Consider the following 15,640-nt stretch of genomic DNA (forward strand, 5'->3'; position numbering starts at 1 on the left):
CTTTATCCCCCGACGGCAGCGAGCTGGCGCAGGCCGGCGATTTTGTCGGGACGGAAGCCGCTCCAGTGGTCGTTGTGCGTCATTACGACAGGCACCTGGCGATAGCCGAGCGATTTGAGCTGATCGATGGCTTCCGGTTGGCTATCGAGGTTAATCAGCTGGTAGTCGATGCCACTGCGATCCATGGCATTTTTGGTGGCGTCACACTGGACACACTGGCTTTTAGTGTAAATAATAATGCGCATGATTCGTATTTCCCTCTGGTTGTGGTCAGGTTGCGAGATACGAAGCAAAAACCCTTTTGCTGCGAACGTCGTCCCTGCTGACATCTGGTAGCGAGTTGATGTGTTGAATACTAGATGTAGTGGTATTGGTGGTCAAGCCCACCAGATATAGGGTTTTGTGATTTAAGCAGTCGGATTAGGGCGAATGCCAGCGATGGTGCGCCCTGGCGCAGGGAAAAAATTTTTGTAAAGGGTTTTGCGGCAATTTTAACCAGCCTGACAGCAGCCGGATCGGCGCGCTAATGCGGAGTGACGCGCAAAAAAAAGCCCCGCATACGCGAGGCTCCTGATGATTTTTAGCGATTTAGCGGCGTGACATCAGCAGCGCGCCCAGCACCAGACCCACGGCGGCACCGACACCCACGCCGTACCACGGTTTGTCATGCACGTAGGCATCCACCTGATAACCCGCATCGCGCGCGGCCTGAGTCACGCGGTTGCCACTGCCGTTCAGTTTAGCGCGCGTCTGTTTCAGCAGGGCCTGCGCCTGGCTGCGTGCGCTATCCACTTCATCTTTGGCTTCGCTGCCGTAAGATTTCAGTAAGGCTTCCAGCGAATCGGCCAGTTCGTTTACATCCTGATTGATATCAATGTCATCGTTTTTGCTGGTTCGATTAAACATTTTTCGCTCCCTTTGACTTAAAACGTAATACTAAGTGTAGACGAAACGTGACTAAACGCAGCCGTGTGCCAGGCTTTAGGGAAATTCCGAATGTCCTGTGCTGTCGTGCTGATGTAAGGTTGCGGGGCTGTGAGAAGAGAGGAGCAAGCATGTATTTACGTCCGGATGAGGTAGCGCGCGTACTGGAAAAAGCAGGATTCGAAATGGACGTCCTGACACCCAAAACTTATGGTTATCGCCGTGGCGAAAACTACGTCTATGTGAATCGCGAAGCCCGCATGGGGCGCACAGCGTTGATCATTCATCCGACCCTGAAAGAAAAAAGTCAGCATTTCGCTGAACCCGCATCAGAGATGAAAACCTGCGACCACTACACGCAGTTCCCTCTCTACCTGATGGGGGATTCGCAGGAGCACTACGGTATTCCCCACGGTTTTAGCTCGCGCATGGCGCTGGAGCGTTATCTGCAGGGCGTCTTCGGCGCCTGACTGGTGTGCCCCGTTGCGGCGGGGCCGCACACGCTTTCCCAATCCTTACCCTTTCCCACGTTGCAAATTGCCGCGCGGATGCGTATAACTCTGTGTCCATATAGAAGTTTAGACGTCCATATGGATATACAGAATGCAAACTGAACCGACGCCTTCGCAGGCAAACTTCAAGCGCAGCATGAAGGTGCGGCATCTGGTGATGCTGTCGCTCGGCGGCGTGATTGGCACCGGGCTGTTTTTCAACACCGGCTACATCATCTCCACCACCGGCGCAGCGGGCACGCTGCTGGCCTATCTGATTGGTGCGCTGGTGGTATGGCTGGTGATGGTGTGTCTTGGCGAGCTGGCGGTGGCGATGCCGGAAACCGGCGCGTTTCACGTCTACGCCGCGCGCTACCTCAGTCCGGCGACCGGCTACACCGTGGCCTGGCTCTACTGGCTCACCTGGACGGTGGCGCTCGGCTCCAGCCTGACCGCCGCCGGTTTCTGCATGCAGTACTGGTTCCCAACGGTGCCGGTGTGGCTGTGGTGCCTGGTGTTCTGTGTCGCCATCTATCTGCTGAATAGTGTCTCGACGCGCTTCTTTGCCGAAGGAGAGTTCTGGTTCTCCATCATTAAAGTGATCACCATCATTGCCTTTATCGTGCTGGGCGCAGCGGCGATGCTGGGGTTCATCCCGATGAAAGACGGCAGCGCGGCGCCGGGATTACATAACCTGACGGCTTCCGGCTGGCTGCCGCACGGTACGCTGCCGATTCTGATGACCATGGTGGCGGTGAATTTTGCCTTCTCCGGGACCGAGCTGATCGGCATTGCGGCGGGTGAAACCGAGCAGCCGCAGAAAGCGCTGCCGCTGGCGATTCGCACCACCGTGGCGCGCCTGATCATCTTCTTTATCGGCACGGTGTTTGTGCTGGCCGCGCTGATCCCGATGGATCAGGCGGGCATCGTTAAAAGTCCGTTCGTACTGGTGTTCGAAAAGATCGGCATCCCGTACGCGGCGGATATTTTCAACTTCGTGATCCTCACCGCGATCCTGTCAGCGGCGAACTCCGGACTGTACGCCTCGGGACGGATGCTGTGGTCGCTGGCCAATGAAAACACGCTGCCGCGCTGCTTTGCCCGGGTCAACCGGCGTGGCATTCCGCAGCTGGCCATCACCGTCAGTATGCTCGGTGGCCTGCTGGCGCTGTTTTCCAGCGTGATCGCGCCGGATACGGTGTTTGTGGCGCTGTCAGCGATTTCCGGCTTTGCCGTGGTGGCGGTGTGGCTGAGCATTTGCGCCTCACACTACATGTTCCGTCGTCGCTATCTGCAGGCGGGCAATGCGCCGCAGCAGCTGGCGTACCGCGCGCCGTTCTATCCGCTGGTGCCAATCCTCGGATTTACCCTGTGTCTGCTGGCGTGCATCGGGCTGGCCTTTGACCCGTCACAGCGCATCGCGCTATGGTGCGGCATTCCTTTTGTACTGTTCTGCTACGCTGCTTATTATCTGACGCAAAAACGCCAACACGCTTTCAACGCTAAGGAGACCGATGATGTCGCGTAACCCCATCGCTGCGGCCCTGACCCACACTGATACCCTGATTCTGGATGGCGCGCTGGCGACAGAGCTGGAGGCGCGCGGCTGTAATCTGGCCGATACGCTGTGGTCAGCCAAAGTGCTGATGGAAAATCCCGAGCTGATTTATCAGGTGCACTATGACTATTTCGCCGCCGGCGCTAATGTGGCGATCACCGCCAGCTATCAGGCGACGCCGCTGGGCTTTGCCGCCCGCGGACTGGATAGCGGCCAGGCCAGCGCGCTGATCCGCCAGAGCGTGGCGCTGGCCCAGCGCGCGCGCGACGATTATCGTGCTGCTTCTGGCAGCGAGGCACCGCTGCTGGTGGCCGGATCGGTCGGTCCTTACGGCGCTTATCTGGCCAACGGCGCCGAGTATCGCGGCGACTACGGCTTGCCGGCTGCTGAAATGAAGGATTTCCACCGTCCGCGCGTGGCGGCGCTGCTGGAGGCGGGCGTGGATTTGCTGGCGTGTGAAACGCTGCCGTCGTTTGGTGAAATTCAGGCGCTGATTAGCCTGCTGGCGGAGTTCCCGCACAGCAGCGCGTGGTTCTCCTTCACGCTGCGCGATGCGCAACACCTGAGTGACGGCACGCCGCTGAGCAAGGTGGCGGAAGTCATCAATGCCGCGCCACAGGTGGTCGCTGTCGGCCTCAACTGCGTGGCGCTGGAGAGCGTGACGCCAGCGCTGCAAACGCTACAGGCGCTGACGGACAAGCCGCTGCTGGTCTATCCTAACTCCGGCGAGCAGTATGATGCGGTCAGCAAAAGCTGGCACTCGGCGCCGTCTGGCTGCACGCTGCACGATAAATTCCCCGAATGGCAACAGGCGGGCGCACGGCTGATAGGCGGCTGCTGTCGCACCACGCCACAGGATATCGCGGCGATTGCCGCCTGTTGTCAACCGTAATAAAGCGCAGAAAAGCGCCACTGATAGCGCGATTGAGGCGGGTGAAAAGGTCGAGAGGGCAGTTTAGACTGTCCTTTCTGATTCTGAAGCGGACCTGCTATGAACCTGCGACATCTTCTTCCCGCCTGTGCGCTGCTGCTGAGCGGCTGTGCCACCATTGTTGGCACCGAAACGCAACCGGTAAAAATTGACTCTGTGCCGCAGGGCGCGCGTTTCACCGTGCAGGATGAAACCGGCCGCGCGGTGGCGCAGGGCTATACGCCGCAGACGGTGGATCTGGCGAAATCCAATGGCACCTATTTTGGTAAGAAACATTATCAGGTGATGCTGGAGAGTCCGGGCTATGTACCGCTGACGCTGCCCATCGAGGCCAGCGCCAACCTGTGGTACGTGCTGGGCAATATTCCGCTGCTCGGTTTCCCCGGCTGGCTGGTGGTCGATCCGTTTTATGGCGGCATGTATGACCTGAAGCCAGCGCACCCGCAGCCGCATCTCAACGTGGTCGGCGCGCGCGGCGGATAATTTGCACTGATGCGTAGCGGCGCGATTTATCGCGCTTAGTTAAATACGCGCAATAAATTGCGCCGCTACGGTTCGTGCCGAGGGTTATTATTGCGCGGTAGGCTTCACCATCGCATTACCGGATTTATGCTGCGCCAGGTACTGCTGCTGGAAAATGCACATGCGGATGGTGTTGCGGTACTCGCCGTTGATGAAAAACTCGTGCTTCAGCACGCCTTCCACCTCGAAACCGAGCTTGGTGTAGATATGAATCGCCTTCTCGTTCTCCTGATCGACAATCAGATACAGCTTGTAGAGATTGAGCACCGAAAAGCCGTAATCCATCGCCAGCTTTGCCGCTCTGCTGGCTAAGCCCTTGCCCTGATGCGCCGGGTCGATGATGATCTGAAACTCCGCCCGGCGATGCACGTGGTTGATCTCCACCAGCTCCACCAGCCCGGCTTTTTGCCCGTCGTGTTCCACCACAAAGCGCCGCTCGGTCTGATCGTGGATGTGCTTATCATACAGGTCAGAAAGCTCCACAAACGCTTCGTACGGCTCTTCAAACCAGTAGCGCATTACGCTGGCATTGTTATCCAGCTGATGGACAAAGTGCAGATCTTCCCGCTCCAGCGGACGTAATTTTACCGTCATACGGTGTTCCTTTAGATGACTGAATGGCTGTTGGGCAGCGGCGCAATCTGCCTTCGGGATAAACCGCGCCGCGTTGCGCTCATGCCATGCTAACCAACAATCCGGCCCTGCGCCATGCGCGCGGCGCGATCGCACATATGATCGATCACGTCAGGATCGTGGCTGACCAGCACCATCGTCAGGCCATCATTCTGTTTCAGATCGTTAAGCAGGTTCAGGATCTCGGCCTGTACAGACATATCCAGCGCCGACGTCGGCTCATCCAGCAGCAGGATCTTAGGCTCCAGCAGCAGGGCGCGCACAATGGCCACGCGCTGACGCTGTCCGCCGGACAGCTGATGCGGATAGCGATCCGCCAGCGCCGGATCCAGCCCGACATGGCGGAAGCCCGCGTTGATGCGATCGTCGATGTTATCGCGTCGCAGCAGCTTAAGCGGTTCCGCCAGCGTGCGGCGCAGCCGGTGGCGGGGATGCAGCGAAGCGTAGGGATCCTGAAACACCATCTGCACATCGCGCCGCAGCTGGCCGGTAAAGGGTTTGCCCGGCTGCACGGCGGTATTCGCCAGCGTCATCTGGCCGCGCCAGTGCGGATTCAGTCCGGCCATCACCCACAGCAGCGACGATTTACCGCAGCCGGAAGGCCCCACCAGACCGAAGCACTCGCCGGCCGCCACCAGCAGGTTCACATCGTGCACCACGGTGCGCAGTTCATAACCCTGTTTATGCGAGACGCTCAGGTTGGCTAATTCAATCATGCATTTTCTCCAGCGCCGCGCGATCCAGCACCGGCAGGCGTTCGCCGTGCGTCGCTTTACCCGGACGGCAGGCCCACAGCGTGCGGGTATAAGGATGGCTGGCGTCCGACAGCTGCGCCGCCGGCAGCGTGTCCAGCAGGCGGCCTTTGTACATCACCATCACCCGCTGACAGTGCTCGGAGACCTGTTGCAGATCGTGACTGATCAGCAGCAGGCCCATATTGCGCTGCTCCACCAGGCGACGAATCAGCGCCAGCACCTGATCGCGCATGGCGTGATCGAGCGCCGAGGTCGGCTCATCGGCAATCAGCAGATCGGGATCGGTAATCAGTGCGATCGCCAGCATCACGCGCTGGCCCATGCCGCCGGAGAGCTGATGCGGATAGCGCTTCATCAGCTGGCGCGAATCGGGCAGGCCCACCGCGTCCAGCATCTCGCACACTTTCTCTTTGCGCTCGGCGCGGCTCAGCTTGCGGTGCAGCACCAGCGGCTCTTCAACCTGCCAGCCAATGGTGCGCGTCGGGTTGAGCGCGTATTTCGGATCCTGCATGACCATCGCCACTTTGCCGCCGCGCAGGCCGATCCAGTCGCGCTCGCGCAGGTGCAGGGCGTCTGCGCCCGCCACCTGTAGCCGGTCAGCCTGCAGCTGCAGCGCGGGCGACAGCAGGCCCATCAGCGCACGCGCGGTCAGGGATTTGCCCGAGCCGGATTCGCCGACCAGCGCCACGCGTTCGCGGCCAAGGGTAAAGCTGATGTTATCCACCAGCAGCGCGTCGTGGCTGCGAATCGTCAGCCCCTGCGCATCAATTAACAGATCATTTGGCATGGCGGGTATCCAGTCGGTCACGCAGGCCGTCGCCTGTCAGGTTAAACGCCAGGCTGGCGAACAGAATGGCTGCGCCGGGCGCTGCCGCCACCCACCATTGGTCGAAAATCACTTTACTGCCTTCTGCTACCATCGAGCCCCATTCGGCGGTTGGCGGCTGCACGCCCATGCCGAGGAAGCCCAGACCGGCGGCAGAAAGAATAATCCCGCCGAGGCTCAGCGCGGCACGTACCACGGCGGTGGGCAGGCAGAGCGGCAGAATGTGGCCAAACATCAGGCGCAGGCCGGTAATACCCTGCATGCGCGCGGCGGCGAGGTAATCGCTGCGGCGCAATGCCAGGGTTTCCGCGCGTGCCTGCCGGGCAAACGGCGGCCAGCTGGTGAGCGCCAGTGCCAGCGCACCGTTCATCAGGCCCGGGCCCAGCATTGCCACCAGCGCCAGCGCAATCACCAGGTTGGGCAGCGACAGGAAAATATCGGTGATGCGCATCAGCACGCGTTCGGTCCAGCCGCCGACGTAGCCGGCGGTGATGCCGACTAACAGGCCAACCGGGATGGTCAGCACCAGAATCAGCGACACCAGCAGCAGCGTCGGACGTGCGCCGTAAATCACGCGCGACAATAAATCGCGGCCGAAGCCGTCGGTGCCGAACCAGTGCAGCGCCGACGGTGCCAGCAGACGTTGTTCAATCACCTGCGCGTTAGGATCAAACGGCGCCAGCAGCGGCGCCAGCAGCGCCATAGCCATTAGCACGATCACCAGCGTCAGGCCGATGGTCAGCGAAGTGATACGCGCCCGGCGCCGGCGCGGGCGCACGGTTTCCAGTTCATGAAGTTGTTGAGTCATCGGGTTCTCGGATCGGTTAACCAGGTGAGGGCGTCGGCCACGGCATTGAGCAGGATGAAGCAGCTGCCAATCAGCAACGTAGCGCCGAGAATCGCCGGAACATCCGCGGAAAACAGCGCGTTGGTCATATAGCGACCGACGCCCGGCCAGGCGAATACGGTTTCCGTCAGCACGGACCCTTCCAGCAGCGTGGCGTAGGAGAGGGCGATAACGGTGATCAGCGTGCCCAGCACGTTGGGGAAAATATGACGCAGCAGAATGCGCGCCCGGCCAGCGCCTTTCGCGCGCGCCAGCACCACATACTCTTTGCTGCTCTCTTCCAGCAGTGCCGCGCGCAGCAGGCGCGTAATGCCTGCCATCGCCAGCAGGCCGAGAATCACCACCGGCAGCCACAGATGGGCAATCGCGTTGCGAAACATTTCCGCATCGCCGGAGAGCCAGCTATCAATCAGTACAAAGCCGGTCTTCGGTTCGAGGGTATAAATCCAGATATCATCCAGCTGGCCCGGACCGGCGGACCAGTGCAGCACGGCGTAAAACAGCAGCAGGCCCAGCAGGCCGAGCCAGAACACCGGTACCGAGTAGCCCAGCAGCGAGATAAAGCGCGCCACGTTATCGATGACGCTGCCCGGTTTCCACGCCGCCAGCAGCGCGAGCGTCACGCCGAACACCGCAGCGAAAATCATCGAACAGGTCGCCAGCTCAAGCGTGGCGGGGAAGGTGCGCATCAGGTCGGCGCTGACTGGCTGATTGGTCAGGTGCGACAGGCCGAGATTGCCCTGCGCCAGATGGCTGATATAGCGCCAGAACTGCACCAGCACCGGCTGATCCAGTCCCAGGTCGTGACGCACCTGAGCATAGGTGGCCTCGCTGGCGTGATCGCCGGCGATTTGCTGCACCGGGTCGACTGGCGACAGGTGCGACAGCATGAAGGTAAACGCTAACAAACCCACCAGCGTCACCAGCAGCGACAGCAGGCTGGTGACGAGGCGGCTGAAGCGCTGCCAGAGTGGCCGGGCGAACCCGGCCGATGACGCTGACGCTGCCATTACTTCGAAACCTGCGCGTAATACACCATGTCCGGGTTGATCCCCTGCACATAGCCCTGCAGATTGTCGCGCAGCGCAATCAGGTTACGCGCCTGCAGGCCAATCACGTACGGCGAGTTCTTCAGCACTTCACGCTGCATCGCCTGATAAAGCGCAACGCGCTTATTGCTGTCGGCTTCGGCCGTCGCCGCCAGCGTCTGTTTGCTCAGCTCCGGGATGTGCCAGTCTGAACGATAAGCAATGGTTTTGCTGCCATCTTCCGGGTTGTAAGCGAAGGACGCGGCGTTGGTGTTCGGGTCGAAGTAATCCGCGCCCCAGGCGTTGAGCGTGGCTTCATACTGATGCGCCTTCACGCGGGTGGAGACTTCAGAGCTTAAGCCCGGCTGCACTTCCACCTTCACGCCGCCTTTGGCGAAGCTGCCCTGCAGCGCCTGCGCGATATCAAGGTACGGCGGCTGATTGCTGGTGGAGAGCTTAAAGCTGACGTTGGTCAGGCCGGCCTTTTGCAGAATCGCTTTGGCTTTCTCCGGATCGTAGCTGTAAGGCGTGTCGTTCAGCGCACCGAGGAAACCCTTCGGCAGGAAGGTCTGGTGCACTTCAAACTGGCCTTTCAGTAGGTCATTGGCGATACCTTTATAGTCGAACAGGTAACGTGCCGCTTCCCACAGCGCCGGGTTCTTCAGTACGGGACTGGCACCGACGTTGAACTGAATGTAGTAGAGCGACGCCATCGGAATCGCTTCGGTCTTCACGCCGGCTTTGCCCTTCAGCGCAGCGATCTGGTCAGCACCGAGGTTACGCGCGATATCGACATCGCCCTGTTCCAGCAGCAGACGGCGCGCTGCCGGCTCCGGCACGTTTTTGATCAGAATGTTTTTCAGCTTCGGTGCACCGGCCGGTGAGGTCGGGTTGGCGCTGAGCAGTATCGCTTCATGCAGCACCACTTTGCGAATCTGGAACGGGCCGCTGCCGGCCGAGTGGGTGCCGAGCCACGCGTGGCCGAAATCACCGTTTTTGGCGTTGGCCTGCGCGGTTTTTTCATCAACGATCGAGGAGACCGGCGCGGACAGCAGGCTCAGCACGTAGGCCGGGCTGACGTTGGCGCTCCAGCTAATCTGTACGTGGTCTTCATCGACCTTTTTCAGGAAGCTGTCGACGTTGTCTTTGTTCCAGCCGAGCTGGGTCAGAATAAAGGACGGATCGAGGTTGAGTTTCACCACGCGGCCCAGCGAGAAGATGACATCTTCCGGGCGCAGCGGGTTACCGCTGGCAAACTTCGCGTCTTTGCGCAGCGCAAACGTCAGGCTGCGGTTATCGCTGCCCGGCTGCCACGACGTCGCCAGCGTTGGCTTAAGATCGGTCGGATTGGCCGGATCGGACTGCACCAGGCGCTGATAAATGTTAGTGAACGCTTGCACCGTGGTCAGTTCAAAGCCCTGGGCCGGATCAAAGCTGTCCGCATCATCCGTAGACTGCGCAATCACCAGCGTATCTTTCGGCGTGGCGGCCTGCGCAGAGAAGGCGGCTACCAGCGACAGCGCCAGCAGTGAGGGAATAATTTTTTTCATGTTGTTTCCTTGCCTTAAAAAAGTAACGCGAGTTTACGAGAGCGCTACAGTGAAGAATAGTCAATTTATGGCTATGCATATGCCGTAAGGTTCTAAGCGGTGCGCTTCAGTTATAAGCAAGAGGGCGTAACGCGATCGGATTAATCTGGCGCACCTTATTCCCACGCGTTTTATCAACCAAATCGCAACGAAAATTAAATCAACCTGAACCCCGGAATAATTAACTTTACTTCGCTTTTCGCCCTCCTATAATAGCCGCAACTTCACACAGGAGAATTCAGTTGGACAGTCACCCTTATCGATGGCAATACAAGGCAAGCTGACGCGCGAATTCTTTTGTCGCTGCTTGCCAACATGGCGGGCAGCAATCCTCACCTGTTTCTGATGATTGTTCCCTGATAATGACACCATAGCGGGCTGATGCCCGTGGGAATAGCATCATGCACATGATTTTAAACGCACTTTTTCCTCCGCCTCGATGCGCGCGCTGATCTTCAGCGTGCTGAGCTTCCCTGCGCGTTAAGCCGCTTCAGGCTGCTGCTGCGCGCAGCGTTATTCAGGATTATGTTATTTCACTCGTTATTCAGCGAGCGACTTTCTTCGCCCATTATTTCCGGGAGGTAATATGGAAATTCCCGACAGGTTATTTTTAATTTAATCCGGTCACGCCGTGACAATTAATGTTTTCGACCTGTGCGCCTGGCGCGCAGGGATCGTTATTGCCGTAAAAAAATAAACGAGGAGTGTCATCATGACTGACATGAAACTCAACCAGGAAAAAAAAGCCTGGAACACCGTGCGTCCGGCACGTCAGAAAACCGCACGCTATCTGATTGAAGATGAAGCCGCTTTTACCGCCGACGAAACGCTGCTGCGCCTGCGCAGCGATGCGCTGGGGCTGGTCGAACGCGAAGCGGAAGCGCGGCTGCAGATTTATGGTCGCAATCAGGTGGAGCATGATAAAGCGCCACCGGCGCTGGTGCAGCTGATTCAGGCTTTCAATAATCCGTTCATCTATGTGCTGCTGGCGCTGGCGCTGGTGAGCTTTTTCACCGACTACTGGATGCCGCTGCGCCATGGCGAGGAGACCGATCTGACCGGTGTCATCATCATTGTGACGATGGTAACGCTCAGCGGTTTGCTGCGCTTCTGGCAGGAGTTTCGCACCAACAAAGCGGCACAGGCGCTGAAATCGATGGTGCGCACCACCGCCACCGTGCTGCGCCGGGAATCGGTACAGCAGGCGCCGCAGAAACAGGAAGTGGACATCACCAGCCTGGTGCCCGGCGACATCATTTATCTCTCTGCGGGCGATTTGGTGCCAGCCGATGTGCGGCTGCTCGACTCACGCGATCTGTTTATCAGCCAGGCGATTCTGACCGGCGAATCGCTGCCGGTGGAGAAATATGACGTTACCGGCCACGTGGCCAGCAAACAGGCCAGCGCCAGAGATAAAGATGCATCGTTGCTGGAACTGGGCAGCGTATGTCTGATGGGCACTAACGTCTCCAGCGGCAGCGCCAAAGCGGTGGTGGTGGCGACCGGCGGGGAAACTTACTTCGGCAGCCTGGCGAAATCGATTGTTGGTAACCGCACACAAACCGCTTTCGATCGCGGCGTGAACAGCGTCAGCTGGCTGCTGATTCGTTTCATGCTGGTGATGGTGCCGGTGGTGCTGCTGATTAACGGCCTGACCAAAGGCGACTGGCTGGATGCTTCTCTGTTCGCGCTGGCGGTGGCGGTGGGGCTGACGCCGGAAATGCTGCCGATGATTGTCAGCTCGAATCTGGCCAAAGGGGCGATTGCCATGTCGCGCCGTAAAGTGATTGTCAAACGCCTGAACGCGATCCAGAACCTCGGTGCCATGGATATTCTGTGTACCGACAAAACCGGCACGCTGACGCAGGACAACATTATTCTCGAGCACCATCTCGATTGTGCCGGGGTAGAGAACTCGCGCGTCCTGATGCTGAGCTGGCTCAACAGCCATTACCAGAGCGGCACGCCTAACCTGATGGACCGCGCCATCCTGCGTTACGGCAAAGGACGCATCAGCGCGGACATGAGCGACTACTACAGCAAAGTGGATGAGCTGCCGTTTGATTTTGTGCGTCGTCGCGTTTCAGTGGTGGTGCGTGACCGCCGCCTCAACCAGCAGATGCTGATCTGTAAGGGCGCGGTCGAGGAGATGCTGAGCATTGCCAGCGCCGAACGCGAAGGCAAACTGATTCAGCCGCTCAATGAAACCCGTCGTGCGGAGCTGCTGGCGCTGGCGCATCAGTACAATCAACAGGGCTTCCGCGTGCTGCTGGTGGCCAGCCGCGCGCTGGCGGAGCCAGGTCTGCAACAGGCGCTGAGCGTCGCGGATGAGCAGGGGCTGACCATCGAAGGGCTGCTGACCTTCCTCGATCCGCCGAAGGAGAGTGCGGCGAAGGCGATTACCGCACTGAACGAGAACGGCGTAACGGTCAAAGTGCTGACCGGCGATAATCCGGTAGTGACGGCGCGCATCTGCCAGCAGGTGGGCATCGACTGTGGCGAGATCCTCACCGGCGAGGCGATTGCGGCGATGAGCGATGAACAACTGGCGCAGGCCGCGGCGCGCAGCTCGGTGTTTGCCAAACTGACGCCGCTGCAGAAGTCACGCATTCTGCGTGCGCTGCAGCAGCAGGGCCATACGGTGGGTTTTCTCGGTGACGGCATCAATGATGCGCCGGCGCTGCGTGACGCTGATGTGGGGATCTCGGTCGACAGCGCGGCGGACATCGCCAAAGAGTCTTCTGACATCATCCTGCTGGAAAAGGATTTAATGGTGCTGGAAGAGGGCGTGATGAAGGGGCGCGAGACGTTCGGCAACATCATCAAGTACCTGAACATGACCGCCAGTTCGAACTTCGGCAATGTGTTCTCGGTGCTGGTGGCGAGCGCATTCATTCCGTTCCTGCCGATGCTGGCGATTCACCTGCTGATTCAGAACCTGATGTACGATCTGTCACAACTGGCGCTGCCGTGGGACAAAATGGATCGCGAGTTCCTGCGCAAACCACGCAAATGGGACGCGCGCAACATCAAACGCTTTATGCTGTGGATTGGGCCAACGTCGTCAATTTTTGACATCACCACCTTTGCGCTGATGTGGTACGTGTTCGCGGCGAATACCCCAGCGATGCAGTCACTGTTCCAGTCCGGCTGGTTTGTGGAAGGGCTGTTGTCGCAGACGCTGGTGGTGCACATGCTGCGCACGCGCAAAATTCCGTTTATCCAGAGCCGCGCGGCGCTGCCGGTGCTGCTGACCACCGCCTGCGTAATGATTGCTGGCATTCTGCTGCCGTTCTCGCCGCTCGGCGCGATGGTCGGTCTGGTGCCGCTGCCATGGAGCTATTTCCCCTGGCTGCTGGCCACGCTGCTCGGCTACTGCCTGGTGGCGCAGGGCATGAAAACGCTGTACATCAAGCGCTTCGGCCAGTGGTTCTGAGTGCAGGAGGCGCGATGAAGCAACGCAACCTGGATAAAACGGTGTGCCACCTGCTGATAATTATGGTGGTCATCGTCGTGCTAACGTTAGTGTTCCGGTAAGGACAACAGGGCAGGGTATCCTGCCCTTTTTCGTGGCACACCAACCAGCGAGAGACAGATGAGCCAACAACAGCGAGCATTGATTATTGGGGCGTCAAAAGGCATTGGCCTGGCCGTGGTGCAGCAACTGCTGCAGGCGGGCTGGCAGGTGACCGCCACCTACCGTTCCACGGCGGTTTCGTTTCAGCATCCGCAATTGCAGTGGCTGGCGCTGGATATCACCGATGGCGCGCAGCGTGACGCGCTGGTCCGGCAGCTCGGCGACGCACCCTTTGATTGCATCCTGATTAACGCCGGGATTCTCGGTCCGCACGCATCGCAGCTGCGCGACGTGGACGATGCGCAGCTTAGCGAGCTGTTCTTTACCAATGCGGTGGCGCCGGTGCGCCTGGCGGAGAGCCTGCTGCCGCTGCTGCGCGATAAACAGAGCGTGCTGGGCCTGACCACGTCGCGTCTCGCCAGCCTCAACGAGAACCGTGACGCGGCGATGCCGTTCTACTCAGCCAGCAAAGCGGCGCTGAATATGCTGAGCCGCGCGCTGGCGACGCAGATGCACCAGCAGGGCAGCACATTGCTGTCATTGCATCCGGGCTGGGTAAAAACCGACATGGGCGGTGAGGGCGCGGATATCACCGTCACCGAGAGTGCGCAGGGCATGGTCACGCAGCTGCAGCAGTTTAGCGGGCGTGGCGGCCATCATTACGTGGATTACCGCGGCCAGCTGCTGAACTGGTAATGCTTAGCCTGCTGGTTAGCGCCAGCAGGTTTTTTTCTTACTCATCCGGCGAATAGTACTGCACGCCGATTTCGATACGTTCGCGACCGCTTGCTACGCGGTGGCGGTTGGTATCGCGCAGCGAATAGATGCAGCCGCAATACTCCTGCTGATAGAAGCGCTCGCGCTTGCTGATCTCAATCATGCGCGACGAACCGCCACCTTTACGCCAGTTAAACTCCCAGTACAGCATATCCGGATAGCGCGCCGCCGCGCGTACGCCGCAGTCGTTGATTTGCTGCATATTCTTCCAGCGCGAAATGCCGAGTGAACTGGTGATCACCGGGAAGCCGTGTTCATGCGCGTACAGCGCGGTGCGCTCGAAGCGCATGTCGAAACACATGGTGCAGCGCACGCCGCGCTCAGGCTCCCACTCCATGCCACGCGCGCGCTCAAACCAGTTGTCTTTGTCGTAATCGGCATCAACAAAAGGCACGCCAAACTGCTCGGCAAAGCGGATGTTCTCCTCTTTGCGCAGCTCGTACTCTTTCAGCGGATGGATGTTCGGGTTGTAGAAGAAAATGGTGTAATCGATGCCGGAGGCCAGCATCGCCTCCATCACTTCTCCCGAGCAGGGAGCACAGCAGGAGTGCAGCAGCACTTTATTGTGGCCATTCGGCAAGGGCAGCGGCTGGCGTTGAAATGTATCGGACATAAAGTTAATTAATGGTTAAGGGCGATGCGGCAAGTGTAGGGGCAAAGGCCGGCCGATGCAAAGCGTCGGTGGCGTTTCAGGGGGGCTGTGGTGCTGCGTGGCCGCCGCTCGCAGGGATGAGTAGCGGCGCGATTGATCGCGTAATACATTGCGCCGCTTGCAGGGTCAATGACTCAGCTTTGCGCATCACTGCGCAGGTCAGGTCTCGTCGTGAATGGTGGTCGACGCACCGTTCTGCTGCACCGAGCGGATGCCGTTTTTCGCCGCCTGTTTTGAGCTGTACATCTCGCTGGTGGCGATGGTTTCGCCGTTGCTGGCTTTAAGCACAAACCAGTATTTCTGCGGCGATGCTGTATCACTCTTACTCAGTACGTAATATCCCATGTGCTTTCTCCTTGTGCCGGCACCCGATGGCCGGTTCGCTTACTATTCGCGCAGCCTGCTTATTAATCAATCACTGATTAGGAATTTGCCCGAATCCAGGAGCGGGATCGCAGCGTTTTGTATCAATCCGGTTGCTGGCAGGCACAAAAAAGGCCGCATCGCGGCCTTTTGGGGATAATAGTTAG

The 15,640-nt window shown here is 59.1% G+C and carries 16 protein-coding genes; 6 read left to right on the forward strand and 10 right to left on the reverse strand.

The window, feature by feature from the left end:
• Window positions 1-2 precede the first annotated feature (2 nt).
• Window positions 3-245, reverse strand: coding sequence for a glutaredoxin-like protein NrdH (gene nrdH / locus K7H94_RS04685; protein WP_021506473.1), 243 nt, complete (start codon window positions 243-245; stop codon window positions 3-5).
• Window positions 246-588: 343 nt separating this feature from the next.
• The gene (locus K7H94_RS04690; RefSeq protein WP_021506474.1) at window positions 589-906 is read right to left on the reverse strand and encodes a DUF883 family protein; all 318 of its coding nucleotides are present in this window, start codon (window positions 904-906) and stop codon (window positions 589-591) included.
• A gap of 149 nt (window positions 907-1,055) precedes the next feature.
• Here K7H94_RS04690 and K7H94_RS04695 point away from each other — a divergent pair, with 149 nt between their 5' ends.
• The 4 genes from K7H94_RS04695 (at window position 1,056) to K7H94_RS04710 (ending at window position 4,387) form a co-directional block, all read left to right on the forward strand.
• Entirely contained in the window at window positions 1,056-1,394 is a 339-nt protein-coding gene (locus tag K7H94_RS04695) for a DUF2002 family protein (RefSeq protein ID WP_021506475.1), read from the forward strand.
• A 133-nt stretch (window positions 1,395-1,527) separates the two neighbouring features.
• Window positions 1,528-2,943: an S-methylmethionine permease gene (mmuP, locus tag K7H94_RS04700; protein WP_058776476.1), complete on the forward strand. Its 1,416-nt coding sequence runs from the start codon at window positions 1,528-1,530 to the stop codon at window positions 2,941-2,943.
• Window positions 2,933-3,865 carry a homocysteine S-methyltransferase gene (gene mmuM, locus K7H94_RS04705; RefSeq protein ID WP_222952023.1) on the forward strand — a complete coding sequence of 311 codons (933 nt, stop codon included), beginning with the start codon at window positions 2,933-2,935 and terminating at the stop codon, window positions 3,863-3,865. Before mmuP ends, mmuM begins: the two co-directional genes overlap by 11 nt.
• Before the next feature lie 99 nt (window positions 3,866-3,964).
• A complete protein-coding gene (locus K7H94_RS04710) occupies window positions 3,965-4,387 on the forward strand; it encodes a hypothetical protein (protein ID WP_058758247.1) in 423 nt (140 codons plus the stop codon).
• 87 nt (window positions 4,388-4,474) lie between these two features.
• On the opposite strand, the gene speG is transcribed toward K7H94_RS04710, so the two are convergent.
• From speG to K7H94_RS04740, 6 genes are all read right to left on the reverse strand, one after another.
• Window positions 4,475-5,020, reverse strand: coding sequence for a spermidine N1-acetyltransferase (gene speG, locus K7H94_RS04715; protein ID WP_021506478.1), 546 nt, complete (start codon window positions 5,018-5,020; stop codon window positions 4,475-4,477).
• Between the two features lie 89 nt (window positions 5,021-5,109).
• Window positions 5,110-5,775 carry an ABC transporter ATP-binding protein gene (locus K7H94_RS04720; protein ID WP_222951724.1) on the reverse strand — a complete coding sequence of 222 codons (666 nt, stop codon included), beginning with the start codon at window positions 5,773-5,775 and terminating at the stop codon, window positions 5,110-5,112.
• The gene (locus tag K7H94_RS04725) at window positions 5,768-6,601 is read right to left on the reverse strand and encodes an ABC transporter ATP-binding protein (RefSeq protein ID WP_222951725.1); all 834 of its coding nucleotides are present in this window, start codon (window positions 6,599-6,601) and stop codon (window positions 5,768-5,770) included. The genes K7H94_RS04720 and K7H94_RS04725 overlap by 8 nt, the downstream gene beginning before the upstream one ends.
• The gene (locus tag K7H94_RS04730) at window positions 6,591-7,448 is read right to left on the reverse strand and encodes an ABC transporter permease (protein WP_088515751.1); all 858 of its coding nucleotides are present in this window, start codon (window positions 7,446-7,448) and stop codon (window positions 6,591-6,593) included. Before K7H94_RS04730 ends, K7H94_RS04725 begins: the two co-directional genes overlap by 11 nt.
• Window positions 7,445-8,497 (reverse strand): ABC transporter permease, encoded by a 1,053-nt coding sequence (locus K7H94_RS04735; RefSeq protein WP_021506482.1) that lies wholly within the window; start codon window positions 8,495-8,497, stop codon window positions 7,445-7,447. Before K7H94_RS04735 ends, K7H94_RS04730 begins: the two co-directional genes overlap by 4 nt.
• Window positions 8,497-10,065 carry an ABC transporter substrate-binding protein gene (locus K7H94_RS04740; protein WP_150058790.1) on the reverse strand — a complete coding sequence of 523 codons (1,569 nt, stop codon included), beginning with the start codon at window positions 10,063-10,065 and terminating at the stop codon, window positions 8,497-8,499. Before K7H94_RS04740 ends, K7H94_RS04735 begins: the two co-directional genes overlap by 1 nt.
• A 751-nt stretch (window positions 10,066-10,816) precedes the next feature.
• On the opposite strand from K7H94_RS04740, the gene mgtA reads away from it, so the two are divergent.
• Window positions 10,817-13,540, forward strand: coding sequence for a magnesium-translocating P-type ATPase (mgtA, locus tag K7H94_RS04745; RefSeq protein WP_222951726.1), 2,724 nt, complete (start codon window positions 10,817-10,819; stop codon window positions 13,538-13,540).
• 159 nt (window positions 13,541-13,699) lie between these two features.
• Window positions 13,700-14,377, forward strand: a complete 678-nt coding sequence (locus tag K7H94_RS04750) for an SDR family oxidoreductase (RefSeq protein WP_058781696.1) — start codon at window positions 13,700-13,702, stop codon at window positions 14,375-14,377.
• 37 nt (window positions 14,378-14,414) lie between these two features.
• On the opposite strand, the gene K7H94_RS04755 is transcribed toward K7H94_RS04750, so the two are convergent.
• Complete coding sequence (locus K7H94_RS04755) at window positions 14,415-15,071, reverse strand: epoxyqueuosine reductase QueH (RefSeq protein ID WP_031279356.1); 657 nt, start codon at window positions 15,069-15,071, stop codon at window positions 14,415-14,417.
• Between the two features lie 198 nt (window positions 15,072-15,269).
• On the reverse strand, window positions 15,270-15,455 hold the full coding sequence (locus K7H94_RS04760; RefSeq protein ID WP_222951727.1) for a YegP family protein: 186 nt from the start codon (window positions 15,453-15,455) through the stop codon (window positions 15,270-15,272).
• Between the last annotated feature and the right edge of the window lie 185 nt (window positions 15,456-15,640).

The organism is Pantoea dispersa (assembly GCF_019890955.1).
Lineage (GTDB): Bacteria > Pseudomonadota > Gammaproteobacteria > Enterobacterales > Enterobacteriaceae > Pantoea > Pantoea dispersa.